Source organism: Corallococcus sp. BB11-1 (genome assembly GCF_026626625.1).
In the GTDB taxonomy this organism is placed as follows: domain Bacteria; phylum Myxococcota; class Myxococcia; order Myxococcales; family Myxococcaceae; genus Corallococcus; species Corallococcus soli.
Genome location: NZ_JAPNJY010000001.1, coordinates 736,769 through 754,391 on the forward strand (window position 1 = coordinate 736,769; position 17,623 = coordinate 754,391).

Here is a 17,623-nt window from a genome sequence, read left to right on the forward strand (position 1 = left end):
CGTCGCCGGACGGACCTTGTCACCTGAAGCACGGTGCGGGGTCGGGGTCGGGCAGGGAAGGGGCATCCAGATGAGGACGTTGCAGCGAGTGGTCGCGGCGTGTCTTGCCGTCGTGGCGGTGGGCTGTGGCACGGAATCGTCGGAGCCCGAGGCTCCGTCCCTGCGCACGCAGGTGGCGGAATTGGCGTCGCCCAACGGGCGCAACCTGAATGGGCGCAACCTGAATGGGCGCAACCTCAACAACACGGAGCTGGGCGGCATGCTGGTGTCCGTGGCCTACGCGGGCGCCCAGTCCGTCAGCGGCAAGGCGCTGAGCAACGTGCGGCTGCAGGGCTCGGTGTTCGTCGGGCTCGACGGCGCCAACCCCGTGACGGGCACCAGCTTCACCGGCGCGCGCTTCGTCGGGACGCTGGGGGACGGCTCCACCCTGCCCCTGCGCGTGGACAGCATCACCCCGGGCACCGGCGTGGACAGCGACCTGTGGTCCTACCGTGTCTCCTACCAGGGCAGCGACGGCGGCTGGCGCCCGGTGTGCCAGGACTCGAGCGGCGCGGCGGCCTCCGCCATCGCCGTGGCCGGCCGCTGGGACTACCGCCAGGGCGTGGAAGGGGGCGGCGCGAAGATCAACGACGCCGCGGCCTTCACCTTCGCCTGCGAGGGCGCCGCCATCGCGAAGTGCATGCACTTTGGCTACAAGCCCTGGGCCACCGCCGCCAACGGCGAGAGCCTGGCGGGCCACCACCAGGCCTGCACCCGGATGGTGCGCGCGGACTTCTGCGGCGACGGCGTCTCCCACACCACCGACGGCCAGTGGGTCAACCTCTTCGACGCCGCGGGCGTCCAGGGCGACACCGAGTCCTGGACCACGGAGGCGGAGTGGAACGAGGGCGGCGCCCGCTGCTTCACCAGTGAAACGCGCGCCCAGGCGCCGGTGACGTGCGCGAACCCCACCACCCTCGCCAACTGCGGCGACACCACCCATTTCCAGTCCGGCACCCGCCTCATCAGCGAGACGCCGTACGGCACCAGCGGCTTGTAACCTCCCAGGCTACGGCAAACCCTGGCTTGTAGCGGGATAGGTTACAAAACCAGCAAGTCGTTAATTGTCAGTGTTTCATGATATGGGAAACGCCTGATTCAGCGTCGGTGCCGCGAGGCGCCGGCGCTGGGTGGGGCGTGACTGCTTTCACACGGGACGGGACCGGGGCGCGTGCCTTTCGGACCCGACGGGCGGGGCGGGGGAGGGTGCCCCATCGGATGCCTGCCGTCGCTGTTCCCCGTCGTGGAAGGAGCACCCATGAAGCCTGACCTGTCTTCGCTGTGGAAGCATTCCCGGAGTGCGCGGTGGCGCCTGCCGTTCGCGCTGCTGGCCTCGTCGCTCGCGGTGGGCTGTGGACAGCCCGCGCCCGAGGCCTCGGAGCCTGGGGCCCCGGTGACGGAGCCCTCCGCCCAGGACGTGGTGCTGGAGGAGTCGCTCGGGACGGTGGACCAGGCGCTGGAGGGGCAGGTGGCGCGCCCCGTGGTGGAGTCGCTGGTGGCCATCCCGCAGGCCGCGATTGGCAAGGCCACGGCCTCCGTGTTCGAGCTGAAGCTGAGCGCGCAGCGCTCGGAGAACGAGCAGTTCCGCGGCCAGACGCTGTCCATGGTGGACGGCGCCCAGCAGCTCGTCTTCCGCGACGATGGCCAGAATGGTGACGCGGTCGCGGGCGACCTGCTGTTCACCGCGTCCGGCACCTTCGACTTCGTGGCGCTCCAGGCGGAGCAGCAGCGCATTGCCCAGGCGCAGTCCCAGTCGCAGACGCAGCTGACGACGGCGGTGTTCGAGAACCGCGCGCTCGTGCGCACCGTCCCGGTGACGCCGCTGCCCACCAGCGTCTTCCAGGTCGGCCAGCGCGTGCCCATCCGGCCCATTGGCCTGGCGACGCTGGTGGACCCCGCGCGCTCGCTGCTCATCACCGCGCCGGGCGTCATCAATGATCCGACGCGCACCTGGAACCCGTGCACCAACGCGGGCAACCCGAACGGCAAGTGGACGTTCAACTACCTGATGACGGAGATGGCCAACCAGCCGTTCACCGGCGTGCCCCCCACCGCCTTCGTGCGTGAGTGGCTCAAGCAGTGGGAGGCGCCGCGCACCATCAACGGCTTCGTCAACCCGCCGCGCGGCAACATCGTGCCGAAGCTCATCACCCCCTGGCCCAAGCTGGCCTCCGGCGAGCTGAACCTGGCGAAGTCGCCCTTCAAGCTCATCGCCATCGTCAACCGGCTGGACCTGGCCGGCGGCAACCCCGCCTACGGCGCCGGCAACGCGGGTGAGGGGCGCTTCATCTTCGCCGCCACCCAGGGCACGGGCAGCTCCTGCTACACGGTCCCCTTCCTGGTCATCCTGGAGTACGGGGTGGACAAGACCGGCTGCGTGGCCCTCAAGGCCTATGCGCAGCAGTGGCAGGCCCTGTCGTCGCTGACGCCGGGCAGCGCCACCTACAACGCGGCGCTGGAGAACCTCACCGAACAGTTCGCGAAGCGGGACCTGTCGCCGCGCAAGCCCAACCGCAGCTCCATCAACCAGGTGCGCACCAACGAGGAGTGGTTGGCCCAGCCGTGGGAGCTGCGGGAGTTCCGCCTCTGGAACTCGCAGATCAACCCGTCGTCGTTCTCCACCACGCCTCCCCCCATCCTGGGGCTGCTCAACAGCCACACCGTGGCGCAGACGCCGGACCGCAAGCCCTCCGTGAAGAGCACGCTGTTCCCGTCCTACGTGAACGCCACCGCCCCGAGCATCGTCGCCGGCGCGTACACCGTCCCGCTCGCGTGGACGGCCAGCCCGTTCCGGTCCGGTCGCGCCATCGTGACGTCGACCTCCGCCAACCCGCTCAACCCTCCGTTCTGGAGCCTGCCCCCCGCGAGCATCCCCAACCGTCAGGCCCGGCACGTCTTCTCGCTCAACACCTGCGACGGCTGCCACGGTGATGAGATTGGCACCCACTTCACCCACGTGGACTGGAACGGCGCACTGTCGCCCTTCCTCAGCGGCCCGCTCGTCGTCCCGGACCCCGCGGACGGGGCGCCCACCCGCACGTTCAACGAGATGCTGGCGCGCCAGACGTTCCTGGACCAGGTGGCCAACCAGAGCTGCCTGACCTCCGCGTTCCTGAGCACCAGCGCGTCCGTCCACTGACGGCCTGTCGGTTGCCTGCCCCTCGGGCGTGAGGGGTTCGACGTCATGCGCGGCCTTCGCCCGGTGCACGGGGCGGAGGCCGTTGACGTTCGGGCCCTCCAGCGCCCGCCTCCCTGACTGCCGGGAGAGGGGCCCGGGGGTGTTCGCCGGACCCACCATCCCGGACAGGGCGGCTTCCCCGGGCGGGGGGGCGGCACCACGTTTACCCGGCCCCGGAGACCTCCCTCGTTCGTTTCGGATGGGAGGGCTTGGGGGAACGGGGAGGCAGGCCGTGAGACGAGCCGAATCAACGACGGGACGCCGGTCCGCGCGCGCGGGCCTGCGGCTGGGGGCGCTGCTGGGGGTCGTCTGGCTGGGGGCCGCGTGCGGACAGCGCGCGGAGGACGCGCCCGCGCCCACCACGCCCGCAGTGGTGTCCCTGGGGCCTGAGAACGTCGTGCGCGTGGTGCCCCTGCGGCTCCAGAGCGGCCCCCTCATCTCCGGTTCGCTCCAGGCGCGGCGGCTGGCGAGCGTGCGGGCGGAGGTGGGGGGCAGCATCCTGGACGTGAAGGCGGACCAGGGGCAGGTGGTGAAGGAGGGCGACCTCCTGGCGCGCGTGGAGGAGGGCACGCTGCGCGAGCAGGTGTTGGCGGCCCGGTCCACCCTGACCGTGGCGCGCAATGCCTTGCAGGTGGCGAAGGCGGATGAGCAGCGCAACCAGATGCTCGTCAAGCAGGGCGTCATCACCCGCCGCGACTTCGAGCGCACCCAGCTCGCGCGGACGCAGGCGCAGGGGCAGCTCGCCGAAGCGCAGGCGCGGCTGAAGCTGGCGCAGGACCAGCTGGGGCGCACGAAGGTGACCGCCCCGTTCACGGGCGTGGTGAGCGAGCGGCAGGTGCACATGGGCGACATCGTCCAGCCGGGCGCGCCGCTCTTCACGGTGGTGGACCCCGCCACGCTGCGGCTGGAGGCGTCCGTGCCCGCGGCGCAGCTGGGCCAGGTGCGGGTGGGCACGCCGGTGGACTTCCGCGTCACCGGCTACGACGACCGCGCCTTCAAGGGGCGCGTGGAGCTCATCAACCCCGCGGTGGACCCCGCGACGGGCCAGGTGCGCATCTACGTGAGCATCCCCAACACCGAACAGACGCTCCTGGCGGGCCTGTTCGCCGAAGGGCGCGTGGCGTCGCAGGCGAAGCAGGCGCTGGCGGTGCCGGTGGACGCGCTGGACACGCGCCAGGAGCCGCCCACCGTGCAGCGCATCACCGACGGCAAGGTGGAGCAGGTGGCGGTGAAGCTCGGCCTGCGGGACGACGTGGCGCAGACCGTGGAGGTGAGCTCGGGGCTGAAGGCCGGGGACATGGTGCTGCTCGGGTCCGCGCGCGACCTGACGGAAGGGACGCCCGTGAAGCTCACCGCCGCGCCCGAAGGACCGCGCAAGCCCAAGGCTCCCCGGGAGGCCCCCGGCGTGGGCGGTGCGGGCCGCGCCTCCGGTGCGCCCGCGCAGGCCCCGGATGCGGGCACGCCGTCAGGGCCCCCCGTGAAGGTCGAATAGGCGCGGACCGCGCGCCCCACCCGTTGAAGCCGTGCAGGAGCCGTCCGTGTTCATCTCCGACTTCGCCATCAAGCGCCCCATCATCACCGTCACGGCGATGGTGGCGCTCGTCGTGTTCGGCATCGTCGCGCTCATCAACCTGGAGACGGACGAGTTCCCGGACGTGCAGCAGCCGGTCATCAACGTCACCATCGCGTACCCGGGCGCGGCCCCGGACACGGTGGAGCGTGAAATCGTCGAGCCCATTGAAGATGCCATCTTCAGCATCTCCGGCATCGACGGGAAGAAGACGACGTCCAGCGCCACGGACAGCCTGGCGAACTTCACCGTCTTCTTCGACTTCGACAAGGACGTGCAGGAGGCGTCGCAGGACATCCGGGACGCCATCTCCAGCAAGCGCGCGGACCTGCCGCCGGAGATGGAGGAGCCCATCCTCACGCGCTTCGACCCGGCGGACCAACCCATCGTGTCGCTGGTGCTCACGTCGGACGCGCTGGACGTGCCGGCGCTGACGCTCATCGCGGACCCCATGGTGGTGGGGGACCTGCGCTCGGTGCCGGGCGTGGCGCAGGCCACGGTGGTGGGCGGCGTGGACCGGGAGATGACGGTGCAGGTGCGGCCCACGGCGCTCCAGGCGGCGGGCCTGTCGGTGGCGCAGGTGGTGGCGGCGCTCCAGGCGCAGAACCTGGCGGCGCCGGTGGGCCGGCTCAACTCCGAACTCCAGGAGCGCACCATCCGGCTCAAGGGCCGGCTGGCGACGCCGGAGGACTTCGCCCAGGTGCCCATCGCGGAGCGCAACGGGCGCACGCTGCGGCTGGGCGAGGTGGCGGACGTGTTCGCCGGCACCGAGGAGCCGCGCACGCTGTCGCTCTACAACGGCGCGCAGGCGGTGGGCATCGAGGTCATCAAGTCCAAGGGCTACAGCACCACGGAGGTCGCGGACGGCGTGCGCGAGCGGGTGAAGGCGCTCCAGCAGCAGCTGCCCGCCAACGCGCGGCTGGAGATCGTCCGCGACGCGGGCACGCGCGTGGAGAACTCCGTGCTCAACGTGCAGGAGGCGCTGATTGAAGGCGCGCTCTTGACGGTGCTGGTGGTGTTCCTGTTCCTCAACTCCTGGCGCTCCACGGTCATCACCGGCCTGGCGCTGCCGGTGAGCGTGCTGGCGTCGTTCGTGAGCGTCTGGGCCTTCGGCTTCACGCTCAACACGATGTCGCTGCTGGGGCTGACGCTGGCCATCGGCATCCTCATCGACGATGCCATCGTGGTGCGTGAGAACATCGTGCGGCACGTGGAGATGGGGAAGGACCACTACACGGCGGCGCGCGAGGGCACCAACGAGATTGGACTCGCGGTGGCGGCCACGACGTTCTCCATCGTGGCGGTGTTCGTGCCGGTGGCGTTCATGTACGGCGTCGCGGGGCAGTGGTTCAAGCCGTTCGCGCTCACCATCGCCATCTCCGTGCTGGTGTCGCTGTTCGTCAGCTTCTCGCTGGACCCCATGCTCAGCGCGTACTGGCCCGACCCGCAGATTGAGAAGGGGCAGCGGCGCAACTTCATCTCGCGGGGGCTGGAGCGCTTCAACCACTGGTTCGACCGGCAGGCGGACCGCTACAAGGGCGTCATCGCGTGGGCGCTGGACCACCGGCTCGCGATGGTGCTGCTGGCGGTGGGCTCGCTGGTGGGCGCGGTGGCCTTGCAGGGGCTCTTTGGCGGCGCGGGCTTCGTGCCGGTGAGCGACCGCGCCGAAATCGAGATGCTGGTGGAGACGCCCGCGGGCTCCAGCCTGGACTACACGCGGCGCAAGGTGGAGGAGGTGTCCCGCCTCACGCGCGAGCACCCGGAGGTCGCGTACACGTACACGACCATCGGCGTGCCGCTGCCGTTGCGCTCGCCGGGCGTGGACCAGGCCCTGGTGTACGTGCGGCTCAAGCCGAAGGACGAGCGCAAGGCGAGCCAGGAGGTGCTGGGCAAGACGCTGCGCGAGGAGCTGCGCGCGGTGGGCGGCGCGTCCGTGTCGGTGTTCACCAGCGGCTTCGGCGGGGCCATCAAGTCCATCCAATTGGAGCTGCGCGGGCCGGATTCAAAGGGGCTCAACCAGCTGGCCCAGCAGGTGATGAAGGAGGTGAAGCAGGTGCCGGGCGCGGTGGACGTGGGGCTGTCCACGCGCGGTGAGAAGCCGGAGCTGGAGGTGGAGCTGAACCGCGGCGTCGCCGGTCAGCTCAACGTCACGGTGGGCATGGTGGCGCAGTCGCTGCGGCCGGCCTTCGCGGGGCTGGACTCCGGTGACTGGGTGGACCCCATTGGCGAGACGCGCGACGTGATGGTGCGGCTGGCGCCGCAGTTCCGGGAGAACCCCTCCGACCTGGCGCAGCTGCCGCTGGTGATTGGCGCGGGCCCCACGGGCGCGCCGGTGGTGGTGCCGCTGGGGCAGGTGGCGACGGTGAGGCAGACCATTGGCCCGGCGCAGATCGACCACCTGAACCGCGAGAAGGTCATCAACGTGCAGGCGAACGTGGCGGGCCGCTCCTTGTCGGAGGTGATGGGCGAGGTCCAGACGCGCCTGGAGGGCGTGAGGCTGCCGCCGGGCTACGAGCTGTCCACGGGCGGCGAGTCGGCGGACCAGGAGGAGGTGTTCGGCCGCGTGTTCCTGGCGCTGGGCGTGGCGGTGATGTTGATGTACCTCATCCTCGTCATCCAGTTCGGCTCGTTCCTGGATCCGCTGGCCATCCTGGTGTCGCTGCCGCTGTCGCTCATCGGCGTGGTGCTGGCGCTGGTGGCGACCGGGGACACGCTGAACATCATGAGCCTCATCGGCGTCATCCTGCTGATGGGCATCGTGGCGAAGAACGCCATCCTGCTCATCGACTTCGCCAAGTGGCAGCACGAGAAGGGCATGCCCCTGCGCGAAGCGCTCATCGAGGCGGGGCGCATCCGCTTGCGGCCCATCATGATGACGACCCTGGCGCTCATCGCGGGCATGGTGCCGGTGGCGCTGGGCAGCGGCGAAGGCGGTGACTTCCGGGCCCCGCTGGGCCGCGCGGTGATTGGCGGCGTCATCACCTCCACGGTCCTCACGCTGCTGGTGATACCCACGGTGTATGAGATTCTCTCGGACGGTCGTACGTGGATGACCCGGAGGCTGCGCAAGGTGTTCAAGGGCGGCGCGTCCGGGCCCGTGCACGGCGGCGGAGGTGAGCCCAGGCCCCAGCCCCAGGCCCGCCAGGATTGATGCGCGGAGGTCGCTTGCGTCATCCCAAAGGAACGGTTGGCGCTCCCCGCTCCAGCCCATAGGGTCAGGAGTGTGGAGCTCCCGTCCCCGCTGCCCGATTCGCACCGCTCGCTCATCACCGAAGCCCTGGAGGCGCTGGGCGTCACCCGCTGGGTCCTGAGCCTCCATGACCCCAGCTTCCCCGGCCTCCCTGGCGAGGACGTGGGCCGGGGCTCGCCGTACTCCGGGGGCGCCGCGCGCTTCCTCGCCTTCGCCCGGGACCTGGGCTTCACCGGCGTCCAACTGGGGCCCCAGGGGCAGACCACGGCGCACAACCCGTCGCCGTATGACGGGACGCTGTTCTCGCGCAACACGCTCAACGTGGCGCTCGCGCCGCTCACGGATCCGCACGGGCCCTGGGGCGCGCTGCTGTCCGCGGACACGCTGGCGCGGCTGTCCGCGGAGGTGCCCGAAGGTGGAGGCCCCGAGGCCCGCTACCGCCACGCCTGTCGCTCCCAGTCGCTGGCATTGCAGGAGGCCTGGGAGACGTTCCTCCGGGAGCGGACCCGCGCGGATGCGCCCGCCGCCATCCACGCGTTGGACCAGCGCTTCGCGGCGTTCCGGGAGGAGCACCGGGCCTGGCTGGAGCCGGATGCGCTCTTCGACGTGCTCGGGGCGCGCAAGGGCACTCCGGATGACTGGCGGGGTTGGGCGGAGTCGCTGGACGGGCGCCTCTACGCACCCCGGCCCGGAGAAGAGGCGCGGGCCGAAGCGCGCATCCGGGAGCTGCTGACGCTCGAAGCGGAGGCGGTGGAGCAGTACGCCTTCCGCCAGCTCCTCGTGCACGAACAGCACGGCGTCCTTCGCGAGCGCGCCGCGGGCTGGGGCCTGAAGCTGTACGGCGATCTCCAAATTGGGTTCTCGCCCCGGGACACCTGGACGCGGCAGGGGCTGTTCCTGTCCGCGTACCTCATGGGGGCGCCGCCCAGTCGCACCAACCCGGAGGGCCAGCCGTGGAACTACCCCGTGCTGGACCCCTCGCGCTACGTCGCCCCGGACGGTGTGGGGCCCGGCCCGGTGCTGCGCTTCATGGAGGCGCGGCTGGGCAAGATGCTCTCCGAGTACGACGGGCTGCGCATCGACCATCCCCACGGGCTCGTGTGCCCGTGGGTGTACCGCGCGGGCCAGGCGGATCCGCTGCGCGCCGTGCAGGGCGGGGCGCGCCTCTTCTCCTCACCGGACCTGCCGGACCACCCGGAGCTGGCCCGCTACGCCATCGTCGCCCCGGAGCAACTGGACCGCGCGCGGGCGCGTCACGCGGATGGCTGGGTGAAGTCGCTGACGCCCGAACAGGTGGGCCGCTACGCGCGCCTCTTCGACACCGTGGTGCGCGCGGCCCGGGAGCGGGGACGTGCCCGCGAGGACGTGCTGTGCGAGGTGCTGAGCACGCTGCCCTTCGAGCTGTCCCAGGTGATGGCGCGCGACGGGCTGGGCCGCTTCCGCGTCACGCAGAAGGCGGACCTGGACAACCCGGCGGACGTGTACCGCAGTGAGAACGCGTCCCCCGAGGACTGGATCATGGTGGGCAACCACGACACGAAGTCGCTCTGGCGGCTCGTGGGTGAGTGGCAGTGGAAGCACCTGCTGCGCGCCCAGGCGGACTACCTCGCGCAGCGGCTGCACCCGGAGGCGGAGGGCCGTGAGGACTTCGCGCGCCAGCTCGCGCATGAGCCGGGGCTGCTCGCGCAGGCGAAGTTCGCGGACCTCTTCACCAGCCGCGCCCGCAGCGTGATGGTGTTCTTCACGGACCTGCTGGGCATGCCGGACACGTACAACGCCCCGGGCTCCGTGGACGCTCGCAACTGGTCGCTGCGCCTCCCCCATGACTGGGACTGGCAATACCAGCAGCGCCTGCGCGCGGGCGCCGCCCTCAACCTGCCGCAGGTGCTCGCCATGGCCTTGCGCGCGGGTGGGCCCGAAGCGCGAAGCCGCCACGCGGACCTCCTCGCACGGTTGGACGGCGCCGCCGCCCGGCTCCGGTGGGGCGCGGAGTCGCCGCAAGGCGAAGTGTGACGGGAACCTCCTCGTCAGGGGGATAGTGGAAAACCACTATCATCCACCGCTTTGGCGTCTTGCCTTGAGTTGCGCGCGCCCAGCCTGCCCCGGGTCCGGCAGGACGTCTGTCATCAGGGACCCAACCCCAGTCGCCACGACCCACGTCAGGGCTGCTCGACTTCACGCTCGAAGAAGTCGAGAGCGTTTGGGATTTGAATTCTCGTCTTGAAATCCTGGTTGGAGGGGTTAACAGGATAAGCAAGTTGAGGTGAGGATTGAGGCGGGGGCCGTGTGTCGAGTCATCGTGAGTGGAGCTTCGGAGGGCATCACGCGCACTTCGAGGAGCCAGACCTGTTGGTGATGAAGTTCAATGGTCCCTCCAAGGTGGAGGACTGCCGGAAGCTGTTGGAGGTGTGCGAGGAGGTGGCGGCGGAGCAGCCGGTCTTCCTCATCTCCGACGTGACGAATTCGCTCATCGACAAGGAGGCGCGCGAGCTGCTGGTGGAGCACTCGAAGGCGGAGTGGTTCCGGGGCCACATCTACGTCGGCACGGGCCCGCGACAGCTCGCGGGGGCCAAGGCGCTGATGCTGGCGCTGTACTTCACCGGCAGGTGGATGGTGGACGTGGACTTCGCGGACTCGGAGCGTGACGCGCGCGACCTCGTCGCGAGGAAGCGCGCGCAGCCACCGAGGCACTAGGTGCCCGTCGCCTCAGTGCTGGACGTCCAGCACGAGGCGGGTGGGGTCGCGCAGCTCCAGCACGCGGAACGGGGCGCGGCGCGTGGTGCCCAGCACCCACGTCACCTCGCCCTCGAAGGCGCACACGCGCGCCAGCTCCAGCACCGACGGCAGCGCGGGCTTGAACGTGCGCTGCGCCACCGTGGCCTGGCCCTGCTCGTTGTGCAGCTGCGCGAGGGTGAAGCGCACCTGGAGCGCGGCCTTGCCCGGCACCGGCACGTCATCCCCCGAGCCGCAGTCCTGCACCGGCGTCTTCACGTACGACACCTGATAGCCCGGCAGGCGGGGGCCTTCAAACTCGAACACCGTGCGGTCGTAGCCTGCGTGCGTGCCCGTGCGCACCGAGCGCATCGTGATGGAGGGCGGCTCGCCGCGCTTCTTCTCCGCGGGCTCCAGCGTCCACGCGCTGTCCGCGGCCACCGCGCTGCCGGCGTCCGTCGTGGCGGTGGCCGTGGTGCTGCCCGTGCCCGTCGCGGTGCCCGCGCTGCCTGCGCCTTGCGTGCTGCCCGTGCCCTGCGCGGTGCCCGTGCTGCCCGTGCCCTGGGCGGGCGCCGAGTCCACGACCTTCTGTGCCGTCGGCGTGGCGGCGGCACCTGCCCGGGGCACGGTGTTGGTGGGCGCGGGCACGGCCGGGACGTCCATGGGCACCGTCGGCGGCTCCTGCTGCTTCTCGCAGCCCGCCCCCAGCAGCCCGCCCAGCATCCCCAGCGCGCACAACCCCTGTCGCAGACGCATCCTGTTCCTCCGGCCTTCCAGTTGAACCGCGTCCCACCGGGACTTCCGTTTCCTCGCACAAGGTGCGCGCCCGAGTCACGGAAGATGCTCCGCCCTCCCCGCGCCAGCGACGGTTCCCCGACAGGCGCGGGCCCGGAGGTGGCTCGCCGCGCCGTTCCCCCTCCACCCGGACGGGCCGCGCCGGAAGTGGGCCCCACGCCCGGGCGGGTTGCGTATAGGGTCCGCCCGGCCGCGTCCCGGGCCACCCCTTCGAGCCCCCTCACTGGAGACCTGCGCCGCATGGCCCTCGACCTGACCTCCCTCCCGCGTCCCTCGCGCGACGACACCACCGTGGGCACCATGGTGCGTGGACTCGTGGGCAGCGAAATCCTCCGCATCGCCGCGGAGATCCGCGAGCTCGTCGCCAGGGGCACCCCGGTCTGCAACCTCACCGTGGGCGACTTCAGCCCGAAGGAGTTCCCCATCCCCGCCGGCCTGCGCGACCAGATTGGCGCCGCGCTCCAGGCCGGAGAGACGAACTACCCGCCCTCGGACGGCGTGCTGGAGCTGCGCCAGGCCGTGCAGCGCTTCTACGAGCGCTCCCTGGGGCTGAAGTACCCGCTGGAGGGCATCCTCATCGCGGGCGGCGCGCGGCCCATCATCTACGCTGCCTACCGCGCGGTGTTGGATCCAGGGGACGTCGTCGTCTACCCGGTGCCGTCGTGGAACAACAACCACTACGCGCACATGCTGGGCGCCAGGAGCGTGGTGGTGACCACCGACGCGGCCTCCGGCTTCATGCCCACGCTGGCGCAACTGGAGCCGCACCTGTCCACCGCGCGCCTGCTCTGCCTGTGCAGCCCGCTCAACCCCACCGGCACCATGGTGGACCCTGAAGCGCTGCGCGCCATCTGCGAGCGCATCGTCCAGGAGAACCGCGCGCGCGAGGGCCGGGGCCAGAAGCCGCTCATCCTGATGTACGACCACATCTACTGGGTGCTGAGCTTCGGCGGCACGAAGCACGTCACGCCCGTGGAGCTGGTGCCGGAGATGGCGCCCTACACCGTGTTCGTGGACGGCATCAGCAAGGCGTTCGCCGCCACCGGCGTGCGCGTGGGCTGGGGCGTGGGCGCGCCCACCCTCATCTCCCGCATGCGCGACGTGCTGGGCCACGTGGGCGCCTGGGCCCCCAAGGCCGAACAGGTCGCCACCGCCCGCTACCTGGACGACACCCAGGCCACCGAAGCCTTCCTGACGGCCATGCGCTCCAGCGTGGAGGCGCGCCTGGAGGCCCTCCACCGGGGCTTCGCGCGCATGAAGGACGCGGGCCTGCCGGTGCGCGCCATCGCGCCGCAGGGCGCCATCTACCTGTCCGTCCAGTTCGACCTGGTGGGCAGGGACGGCCTCACCACGAATGACGCCATCCGCAAGCGCCTGCTGGAGAAGGCCCGCTTCGCCATGGTGCCCTTCCAGGCCTTCGGCCTGAAGGAGGACACCGGCTGGTTCCGCCTCTCCGTGGGCGCCACCTCCGTGGCCGAAATCGAGGACGCCCTGCCCCGCGTGGAGGCCACCGTGCGTGAAATCCTCGCCGGGCAATAGCGACTTTCCTCCCCAGAAGGGCAGGTTGGGAATAGCCTGCCAGAACCGCCGTTGAGGGCGCCGCCATCATGCTCAAGCGCTTCGTGGACGTCCGGGACGAGGAGGTGGGGGCGGTCCTCGGCTCGTTCATCTACTTCTTCACGCTGATGTGCGGCTACGCCATCCTGCGCCCCATCCGCAACGAGATGGGCACGGCGGGGGACGTGAAGCACCTGCCCTGGCTCTTCACGGTGACGTTCGGCGTGATGCTGCTGGCGGTGCCGGCCTTCTCCATGCTGGTGGCGCGCTACCCCCGGCGCGTCGTCGTGCCGCGCGTCTACCGCTTCTTCCTCGTCAACCTGCTGGTCTTCTTCGTGCTGCTGAAGCTCGGCGTGGCGAAGGAGGGGGTGGCGCGGGCCTTCTTCGTCTGGCTGAGCGTCTACAACCTGTTCGTCGTCTCCATCTTCTGGAGCTTCATGGCGGACGTGTTCGCCAGCGACCAGGGCAAGCGCCTCTTCGGCTTCATCGCCGCGGGCGGCACGACGGGGATGATCGTCGGCCCGTTCCTGGTGGGACGGCTGGCGGAGGGCGTGGGCCCGGTGAACCTCATCCTCCTGTCCGCGGTGATGCTGGAGGTGAGCGCGCAGTGCGTGCGCCGCCTGGGCCGCTGGGCGCGGGACGTGCAGCACCAGCCCGCCACGCGTGAAGGGCCCGTGGGCGGCGGGATGCTCGCGGGGCTGCGGCTCCTGGTGCGCTCGCCGTTCCTGCTGGCGCTGGGGCTCCAGGTGCTGCTGTACGCGGCCACCTCCACGTTCCTGTACTACCAGGAGGTGCAGCTGGTGGCGGGGATGGCGAAGGACGCGGCGGCGCGCACGGCGGCCTTCGCGGACATCGACTTCTGGGTGCAGGTGCTGACGCTGGGCCTTCAGACGCTCGTCACCGGACGCGTGATTTCCCGTCTGGGATTGGGCGTGGCCATGGCGGTGCCGCCGGTCATCACCATGCTGGGCTTTGGCGTGCTCGCGTTCGCGCCGGTGCTCGCGGTGCTCATCGGCGTGAAGTCGCTCCGGGGCGCCAGCCACTACGCGCTGGAGCGCCCGTCGCGCGAAATCCTCTTCACCACCGTGGACCGCGAGGCCCGCTACAAGTCGAAGAGCTTCATCGACACGGTGGTCTACCGCGGCAGCGACACGGTGAGCTCCTGGCTGCAGGGCGGCCTCACCGCGATGGGCATGGGGATGACGGGCCTGTCGCTGGTCGCGGTCCCCATGGCGGCGCTGTGGCTGGCGGTGTCCCTGTACCTGGCGCGGCAGCAGCGCACGCGCCCCCCTGAAGCAGTTCCGCAGACGACCCTTCCCGGAGGAACCACGGCATGAAGTTGACCCGAAGAGGCGTGATTCAAGCAGCGGCGGCATTGGGCGTGGCCCAGACCCTGGGCTGTGCGACGACCCCCAAGGCGGGGCCTGGCGCGGGGCCGGAGGCGGAGGACCCCAAGGGCAAGCCCCTGAGCATCCTCATCCTGGGCGGCACGCGCTTCCTGGGCCCGGCGCTGGTGGAGCGGGCGAAGGAGCGCGGCCACTCCCTCACGCTCTTCAACCGCGGCAAGTCCAACCCCGGCCGCTTCCCGGACGTGGAGACCCTCCAGGGCGACCGCGACCCGAACAAGGGCGAGGGCCTCAAGGCGCTCGCGGGCCGCAAGTGGGACGTCGTCATCGACACGTCCGGCTACTACCCGCGCATGGTGAAGGCCTCCGCGGAGCTGCTGGCGCCCAACGTGGGCCAGTACGTCTTCATCTCCAGCATCTCCGTCTACAAGGAGCTGACGAAGTCGAACCTGGATGAGACGGCCGCGGTGGCCACCATCGACCCGTCGGCGCCGGAGGAGATCACCGAGCAGAGCTACGGGGCCTTCAAGGCGCTCTGCGAGCAGGCCGCGGAGGCCGCCTTCCCGGGCCGCGCGCTCAACATCCGCCCCGGCTACATCGTGGGGCCGGACGACGGGTCGGACCGCTTCACCTACTGGCCGCTGCGCGTGGCGCGGGGCGGGGAGATGCTGGCCCCCGGTGACGGCGAGGATCCGGTGCAGTTCGTCGACTCGCGCGACCTGGCCGCCTTCATCATCCGGAACGTGGAGCGCCGCACGATGGGCGTCTTCAACGTCACCGGCCCCCTGAAGCCCATCAAGATGCGCTCCTTCCTGGAAGGCGTTCGCGAGGTGACGGGCAGCGACGCGCGCTTCACCTGGGTGGAGACCCCCTTCCTGGAGCAGCAGAAGGTGATGCCCATGGCGGAGATCCCCATCTGGTCGGCGCGCACCGGCGCGGAAGGGGGCATGGGCCGCGTGAGCATCGAGCGCGCCATCCAGGCGGGCCTGACCATCCGGCCCATGGCGGACACCGTGCGCGACACGCTGGCGTGGTTCCGCGCCCTGCCTCCGGAGCGTCAGGAGAAGCAGCGCGCGGGCATCCCCGCGGACCGCGAGCGCGAGCTGCTCGCCGCGTGGCACCAGGCGAAGGGCACCGGGACCGCCAAGGCGGCGGAGTAGACGCGGGTATTGCCTGGTCGCCGGGCATCCGTGCGACCAGGCGGTGCCGGTGAAGCAAGCACGTCCTGGGGGTGCTGGTCGTCCGCGTCATGCGGCCGCACCTTTCCCGCCATGGAAAGCCATCAGGACAGCCGGCATCACGTGGTCATCGTCGGGGCGGGCTTTGGCGGGCTGGAGGCCGCGAAGGCGCTGGGCAGGTCCCGCGACGTGCGGGTGACGGTGGTGGACCGCTACAACCACCACCTCTTCCAGCCGCTCCTGTACCAGGTGGCGACGGCGGTGCTGAACCCGGCGGACATCTCCGCGCCCATCCGCAGCGTGCTCAAGGCGCGCAACACGGAGGTGATGCTGGCGGAGGCGAAGTCGGTGGATCCGCGCCGCAAGGTGCTGCTCGTGGAGGGCGGAGAGATTCCCTACGACTCGCTGGTGCTGGCGACGGGCGCGGCGCACTCGTACTTCAGGCACCCGGAGTGGGCGCAGGTGGCGCCCGGCCTGAAGACGCTGGAGGACGCGGTGCGCATCCGCGAGCGCGTGCTGACGGCCTTCGAGGCCGCGGAGCGTGAGTCCGACCCCGAGCGTCGGCGCGAGTGGCTGACCTTCGTCATCATCGGCGCGGGGCCCACGGGGGTGGAGCTGGCGGGGGCGCTCGCGTACATGACGCGGCACTCGCTGCCGAAGGACTTCCGGCGCATCGACACGCGGCAGGCGCGGGTCATCCTGCTGGAGGGGCTGCCCCGGGTGCTGACGGCGTATCCGGAGGAGCTGTCCGCGGACGCGAAGCGCGACCTGGAGCAGCTGCACGTGGAGGTGCGCACCGGGGCGATGGTGACGGGCGTGGACGCGGAGGGCGTCAACATTGGCGAGGAGCGCATTCCCACGCGCACGGTGCTGTGGGGCGCGGGCGTGGCGGCATCACCGCTGGTGCGTTCGCTGGACGTTCCGTTGGACCGCGCGGGCCGCGTGAAGGTGGGGCCGCTTCTCACGGCGCCGGGGTACGACGACGTGTATGTGATTGGCGACGTGGCGGCGGTGGAGCAGCACGGCAAGCCGGTGCCGGGCATCGCGCCGGCGGCGATGCAGATGGGGCGGCATGTGGCGAAGACGGTGCGCGACCGGCTGGCGCACAAGCCGCCGCGGGCGTTCCGCTACCACGACAAGGGCAACTTCGCGGTCATCGGCCGGGGCTACGCGGTGGGCGTGCTCTTCGACAAGTGGAAGATGCGGGGGCTGCCCGCGTGGCTCGTCTGGGCGGGCGTGCACATCGCCTACCTGATTGGCTTCCGCAACCGCCTGTCGGTGATGCTCAACTGGGGCTACACGTTCTTCACCAAGGGCGGCCGGGACCTGCGGCTCATCACAGGCAACGTGGCGCCCCGCATGCCGGCCCTGAACGCAGGGCCCACCGTGCCCGTGGCTCCGCCGCCGCGCCCGGAGCTGTCGGTGGCCCGGCCCGCGCCGGTGCACTGAGCTTCTGGCGAAAGCAGCTCCTCCCGGTGGCGACCCCGGGAGGACGGCTCAGGTGGTGTCGTCCGTCAGCAGGACGGCTTCCTGGGCCTTGCCATCGAGCAGCAGCGCGAACTGCTCCGAGAAGCGGGCGAGCGCGCTGTAGGTCGTCTTGAGCTCCACTGCCGCGGTATTGACCGACTCCGGGCGCTCGGCGCGGTCCGTGCGGGTCGCGAGCCGAGCCTGGACGCCCAGGCTCCCCCGGGTGTTGATGGGGTACGCGGAGATCGCGACGAAGACCTGGTCGAGCTTGTAGGCCTTGTCGGCCTCGTGGAAGGACCACGCTCCCCCCACGAGGCCTCGCCGCGCCTCCTCGCCCAGGGGGAAGGCGGTCAGTGCCGAGGCGAAGGCCCGGAGCTGCGCCAGGCCGAACCATGCGCTGCCCTGTCCCGAGAAGGCCCCGGAACGGACGCTCACCTGGAGCTCCGCCGACCCGGCTTCGTCAGGAAACAGCGTCAGCAGGAGCTTGTCGTCGCTCATCGTTCCAACCTCGTATTTCCGCACCTGCGGTGTGCCCTGGCGAGGACGGGTCTTCTCGCTCTGGCATGACGCTGGGGGTTCAACCGGCCCGCT

12 protein-coding genes are annotated in these 17,623 nt (G+C 70.8%); 10 read left to right on the plus strand and 2 right to left on the minus strand.

Translation table 11 applies throughout. The features are described 5' to 3' along the window. Window positions 1-70: 70 nt before the first annotated feature. From OV207_RS03170 to OV207_RS03195, 6 genes are all read left to right on the plus strand, one after another. Entirely contained in the window at window positions 71-1,039 is a 969-nt protein-coding gene (locus tag OV207_RS03170) for an ADYC domain-containing protein (protein WP_267552461.1), read from the plus strand. A gap of 258 nt (window positions 1,040-1,297) precedes the next feature. Beyond that, entirely contained in the window at window positions 1,298-3,178 is a 1,881-nt protein-coding gene (locus OV207_RS03175) for a hypothetical protein (protein ID WP_267552463.1), read from the plus strand. Between the two features lie 271 nt (window positions 3,179-3,449). Continuing rightward, complete coding sequence (locus tag OV207_RS03180; protein WP_267552465.1) at window positions 3,450-4,709, plus strand: efflux RND transporter periplasmic adaptor subunit; 1,260 nt, start codon at window positions 3,450-3,452, stop codon at window positions 4,707-4,709. Window positions 4,710-4,755: 46 nt separating this feature from the next. Beyond that, entirely contained in the window at window positions 4,756-7,938 is a 3,183-nt protein-coding gene (locus tag OV207_RS03185; protein ID WP_267552467.1) for an efflux RND transporter permease subunit, read from the plus strand. A 72-nt stretch (window positions 7,939-8,010) separates the two neighbouring features. Then, window positions 8,011-9,990 (plus strand): 4-alpha-glucanotransferase, encoded by a 1,980-nt coding sequence (locus tag OV207_RS03190; protein WP_267552468.1) that lies wholly within the window; start codon window positions 8,011-8,013, stop codon window positions 9,988-9,990. Between the two features lie 273 nt (window positions 9,991-10,263). After that, window positions 10,264-10,671 (plus strand): hypothetical protein, encoded by a 408-nt coding sequence (locus tag OV207_RS03195; protein ID WP_267552470.1) that lies wholly within the window; start codon window positions 10,264-10,266, stop codon window positions 10,669-10,671. A 12-nt stretch (window positions 10,672-10,683) separates the two neighbouring features. Here OV207_RS03195 and OV207_RS03200 read toward each other — a convergent pair whose 3' ends face one another. After that, window positions 10,684-11,445, minus strand: a complete 762-nt coding sequence (locus OV207_RS03200) for an AMIN-like domain-containing (lipo)protein (protein WP_267552471.1) — start codon at window positions 11,443-11,445, stop codon at window positions 10,684-10,686. Window positions 11,446-11,724: 279 nt separating this feature from the next. Here OV207_RS03200 and OV207_RS03205 point away from each other — a divergent pair, with 279 nt between their 5' ends. The 4 genes from OV207_RS03205 (at window position 11,725) to OV207_RS03220 (ending at window position 17,014) form a co-directional block, all read left to right on the plus strand. Next, window positions 11,725-13,023 carry a pyridoxal phosphate-dependent aminotransferase gene (locus tag OV207_RS03205; protein WP_267552472.1) on the plus strand — a complete coding sequence of 433 codons (1,299 nt, stop codon included), beginning with the start codon at window positions 11,725-11,727 and terminating at the stop codon, window positions 13,021-13,023. A gap of 68 nt (window positions 13,024-13,091) precedes the next feature. Continuing rightward, window positions 13,092-14,378 carry an NTP/NDP exchange transporter gene (locus OV207_RS03210; RefSeq protein WP_267552474.1) on the plus strand — a complete coding sequence of 429 codons (1,287 nt, stop codon included), beginning with the start codon at window positions 13,092-13,094 and terminating at the stop codon, window positions 14,376-14,378. Beyond that, on the plus strand, window positions 14,375-15,547 hold the full coding sequence (locus OV207_RS03215; protein ID WP_193346326.1) for an NAD-dependent epimerase/dehydratase family protein: 1,173 nt from the start codon (window positions 14,375-14,377) through the stop codon (window positions 15,545-15,547). The genes OV207_RS03210 and OV207_RS03215 overlap by 4 nt, the downstream gene beginning before the upstream one ends. A 141-nt stretch (window positions 15,548-15,688) precedes the next feature. Continuing rightward, a complete protein-coding gene (locus tag OV207_RS03220; RefSeq protein ID WP_267552480.1) occupies window positions 15,689-17,014 on the plus strand; it encodes an NAD(P)/FAD-dependent oxidoreductase in 1,326 nt (441 codons plus the stop codon). 48 nt (window positions 17,015-17,062) lie between these two features. Here the strand turns inward: OV207_RS03220 and OV207_RS03225 are convergent, their stop codons facing one another. Further along, window positions 17,063-17,530 carry a hypothetical protein gene (locus OV207_RS03225; protein WP_267552491.1) on the minus strand — a complete coding sequence of 156 codons (468 nt, stop codon included), beginning with the start codon at window positions 17,528-17,530 and terminating at the stop codon, window positions 17,063-17,065. Between the last annotated feature and the right edge of the window lie 93 nt (window positions 17,531-17,623).

What these genes read in the sequence shown, in the direction of transcription:
- OV207_RS03170 (WP_267552461.1), top strand. Translation starts at nt 71, where the DNA reads ATGAGGACGTTGCAGCGAGTGGTCGCGGCGTGTCTTGCCGTCGTGGCG.
- OV207_RS03175 (WP_267552463.1), top strand. Translation starts at nt 1,298, where the DNA reads ATGAAGCCTGACCTGTCTTCGCTGTGGAAGCATTCCCGGAGTGCGCGG.
- OV207_RS03200 (WP_267552471.1), bottom strand. Translation starts at nt 11,445, where the DNA reads ATGCGTCTGCGACAGGGGTTGTGCGCGCTGGGGATGCTGGGCGGGCTG.
- OV207_RS03205 (WP_267552472.1), top strand. Translation starts at nt 11,725, where the DNA reads ATGGCCCTCGACCTGACCTCCCTCCCGCGTCCCTCGCGCGACGACACC.
- OV207_RS03210 (WP_267552474.1), top strand. Translation starts at nt 13,092, where the DNA reads ATGCTCAAGCGCTTCGTGGACGTCCGGGACGAGGAGGTGGGGGCGGTC.
- OV207_RS03215 (WP_193346326.1), top strand. Translation starts at nt 14,375, where the DNA reads ATGAAGTTGACCCGAAGAGGCGTGATTCAAGCAGCGGCGGCATTGGGC.
- OV207_RS03225 (WP_267552491.1), bottom strand. Translation starts at nt 17,530, where the DNA reads ATGAGCGACGACAAGCTCCTGCTGACGCTGTTTCCTGACGAAGCCGGG.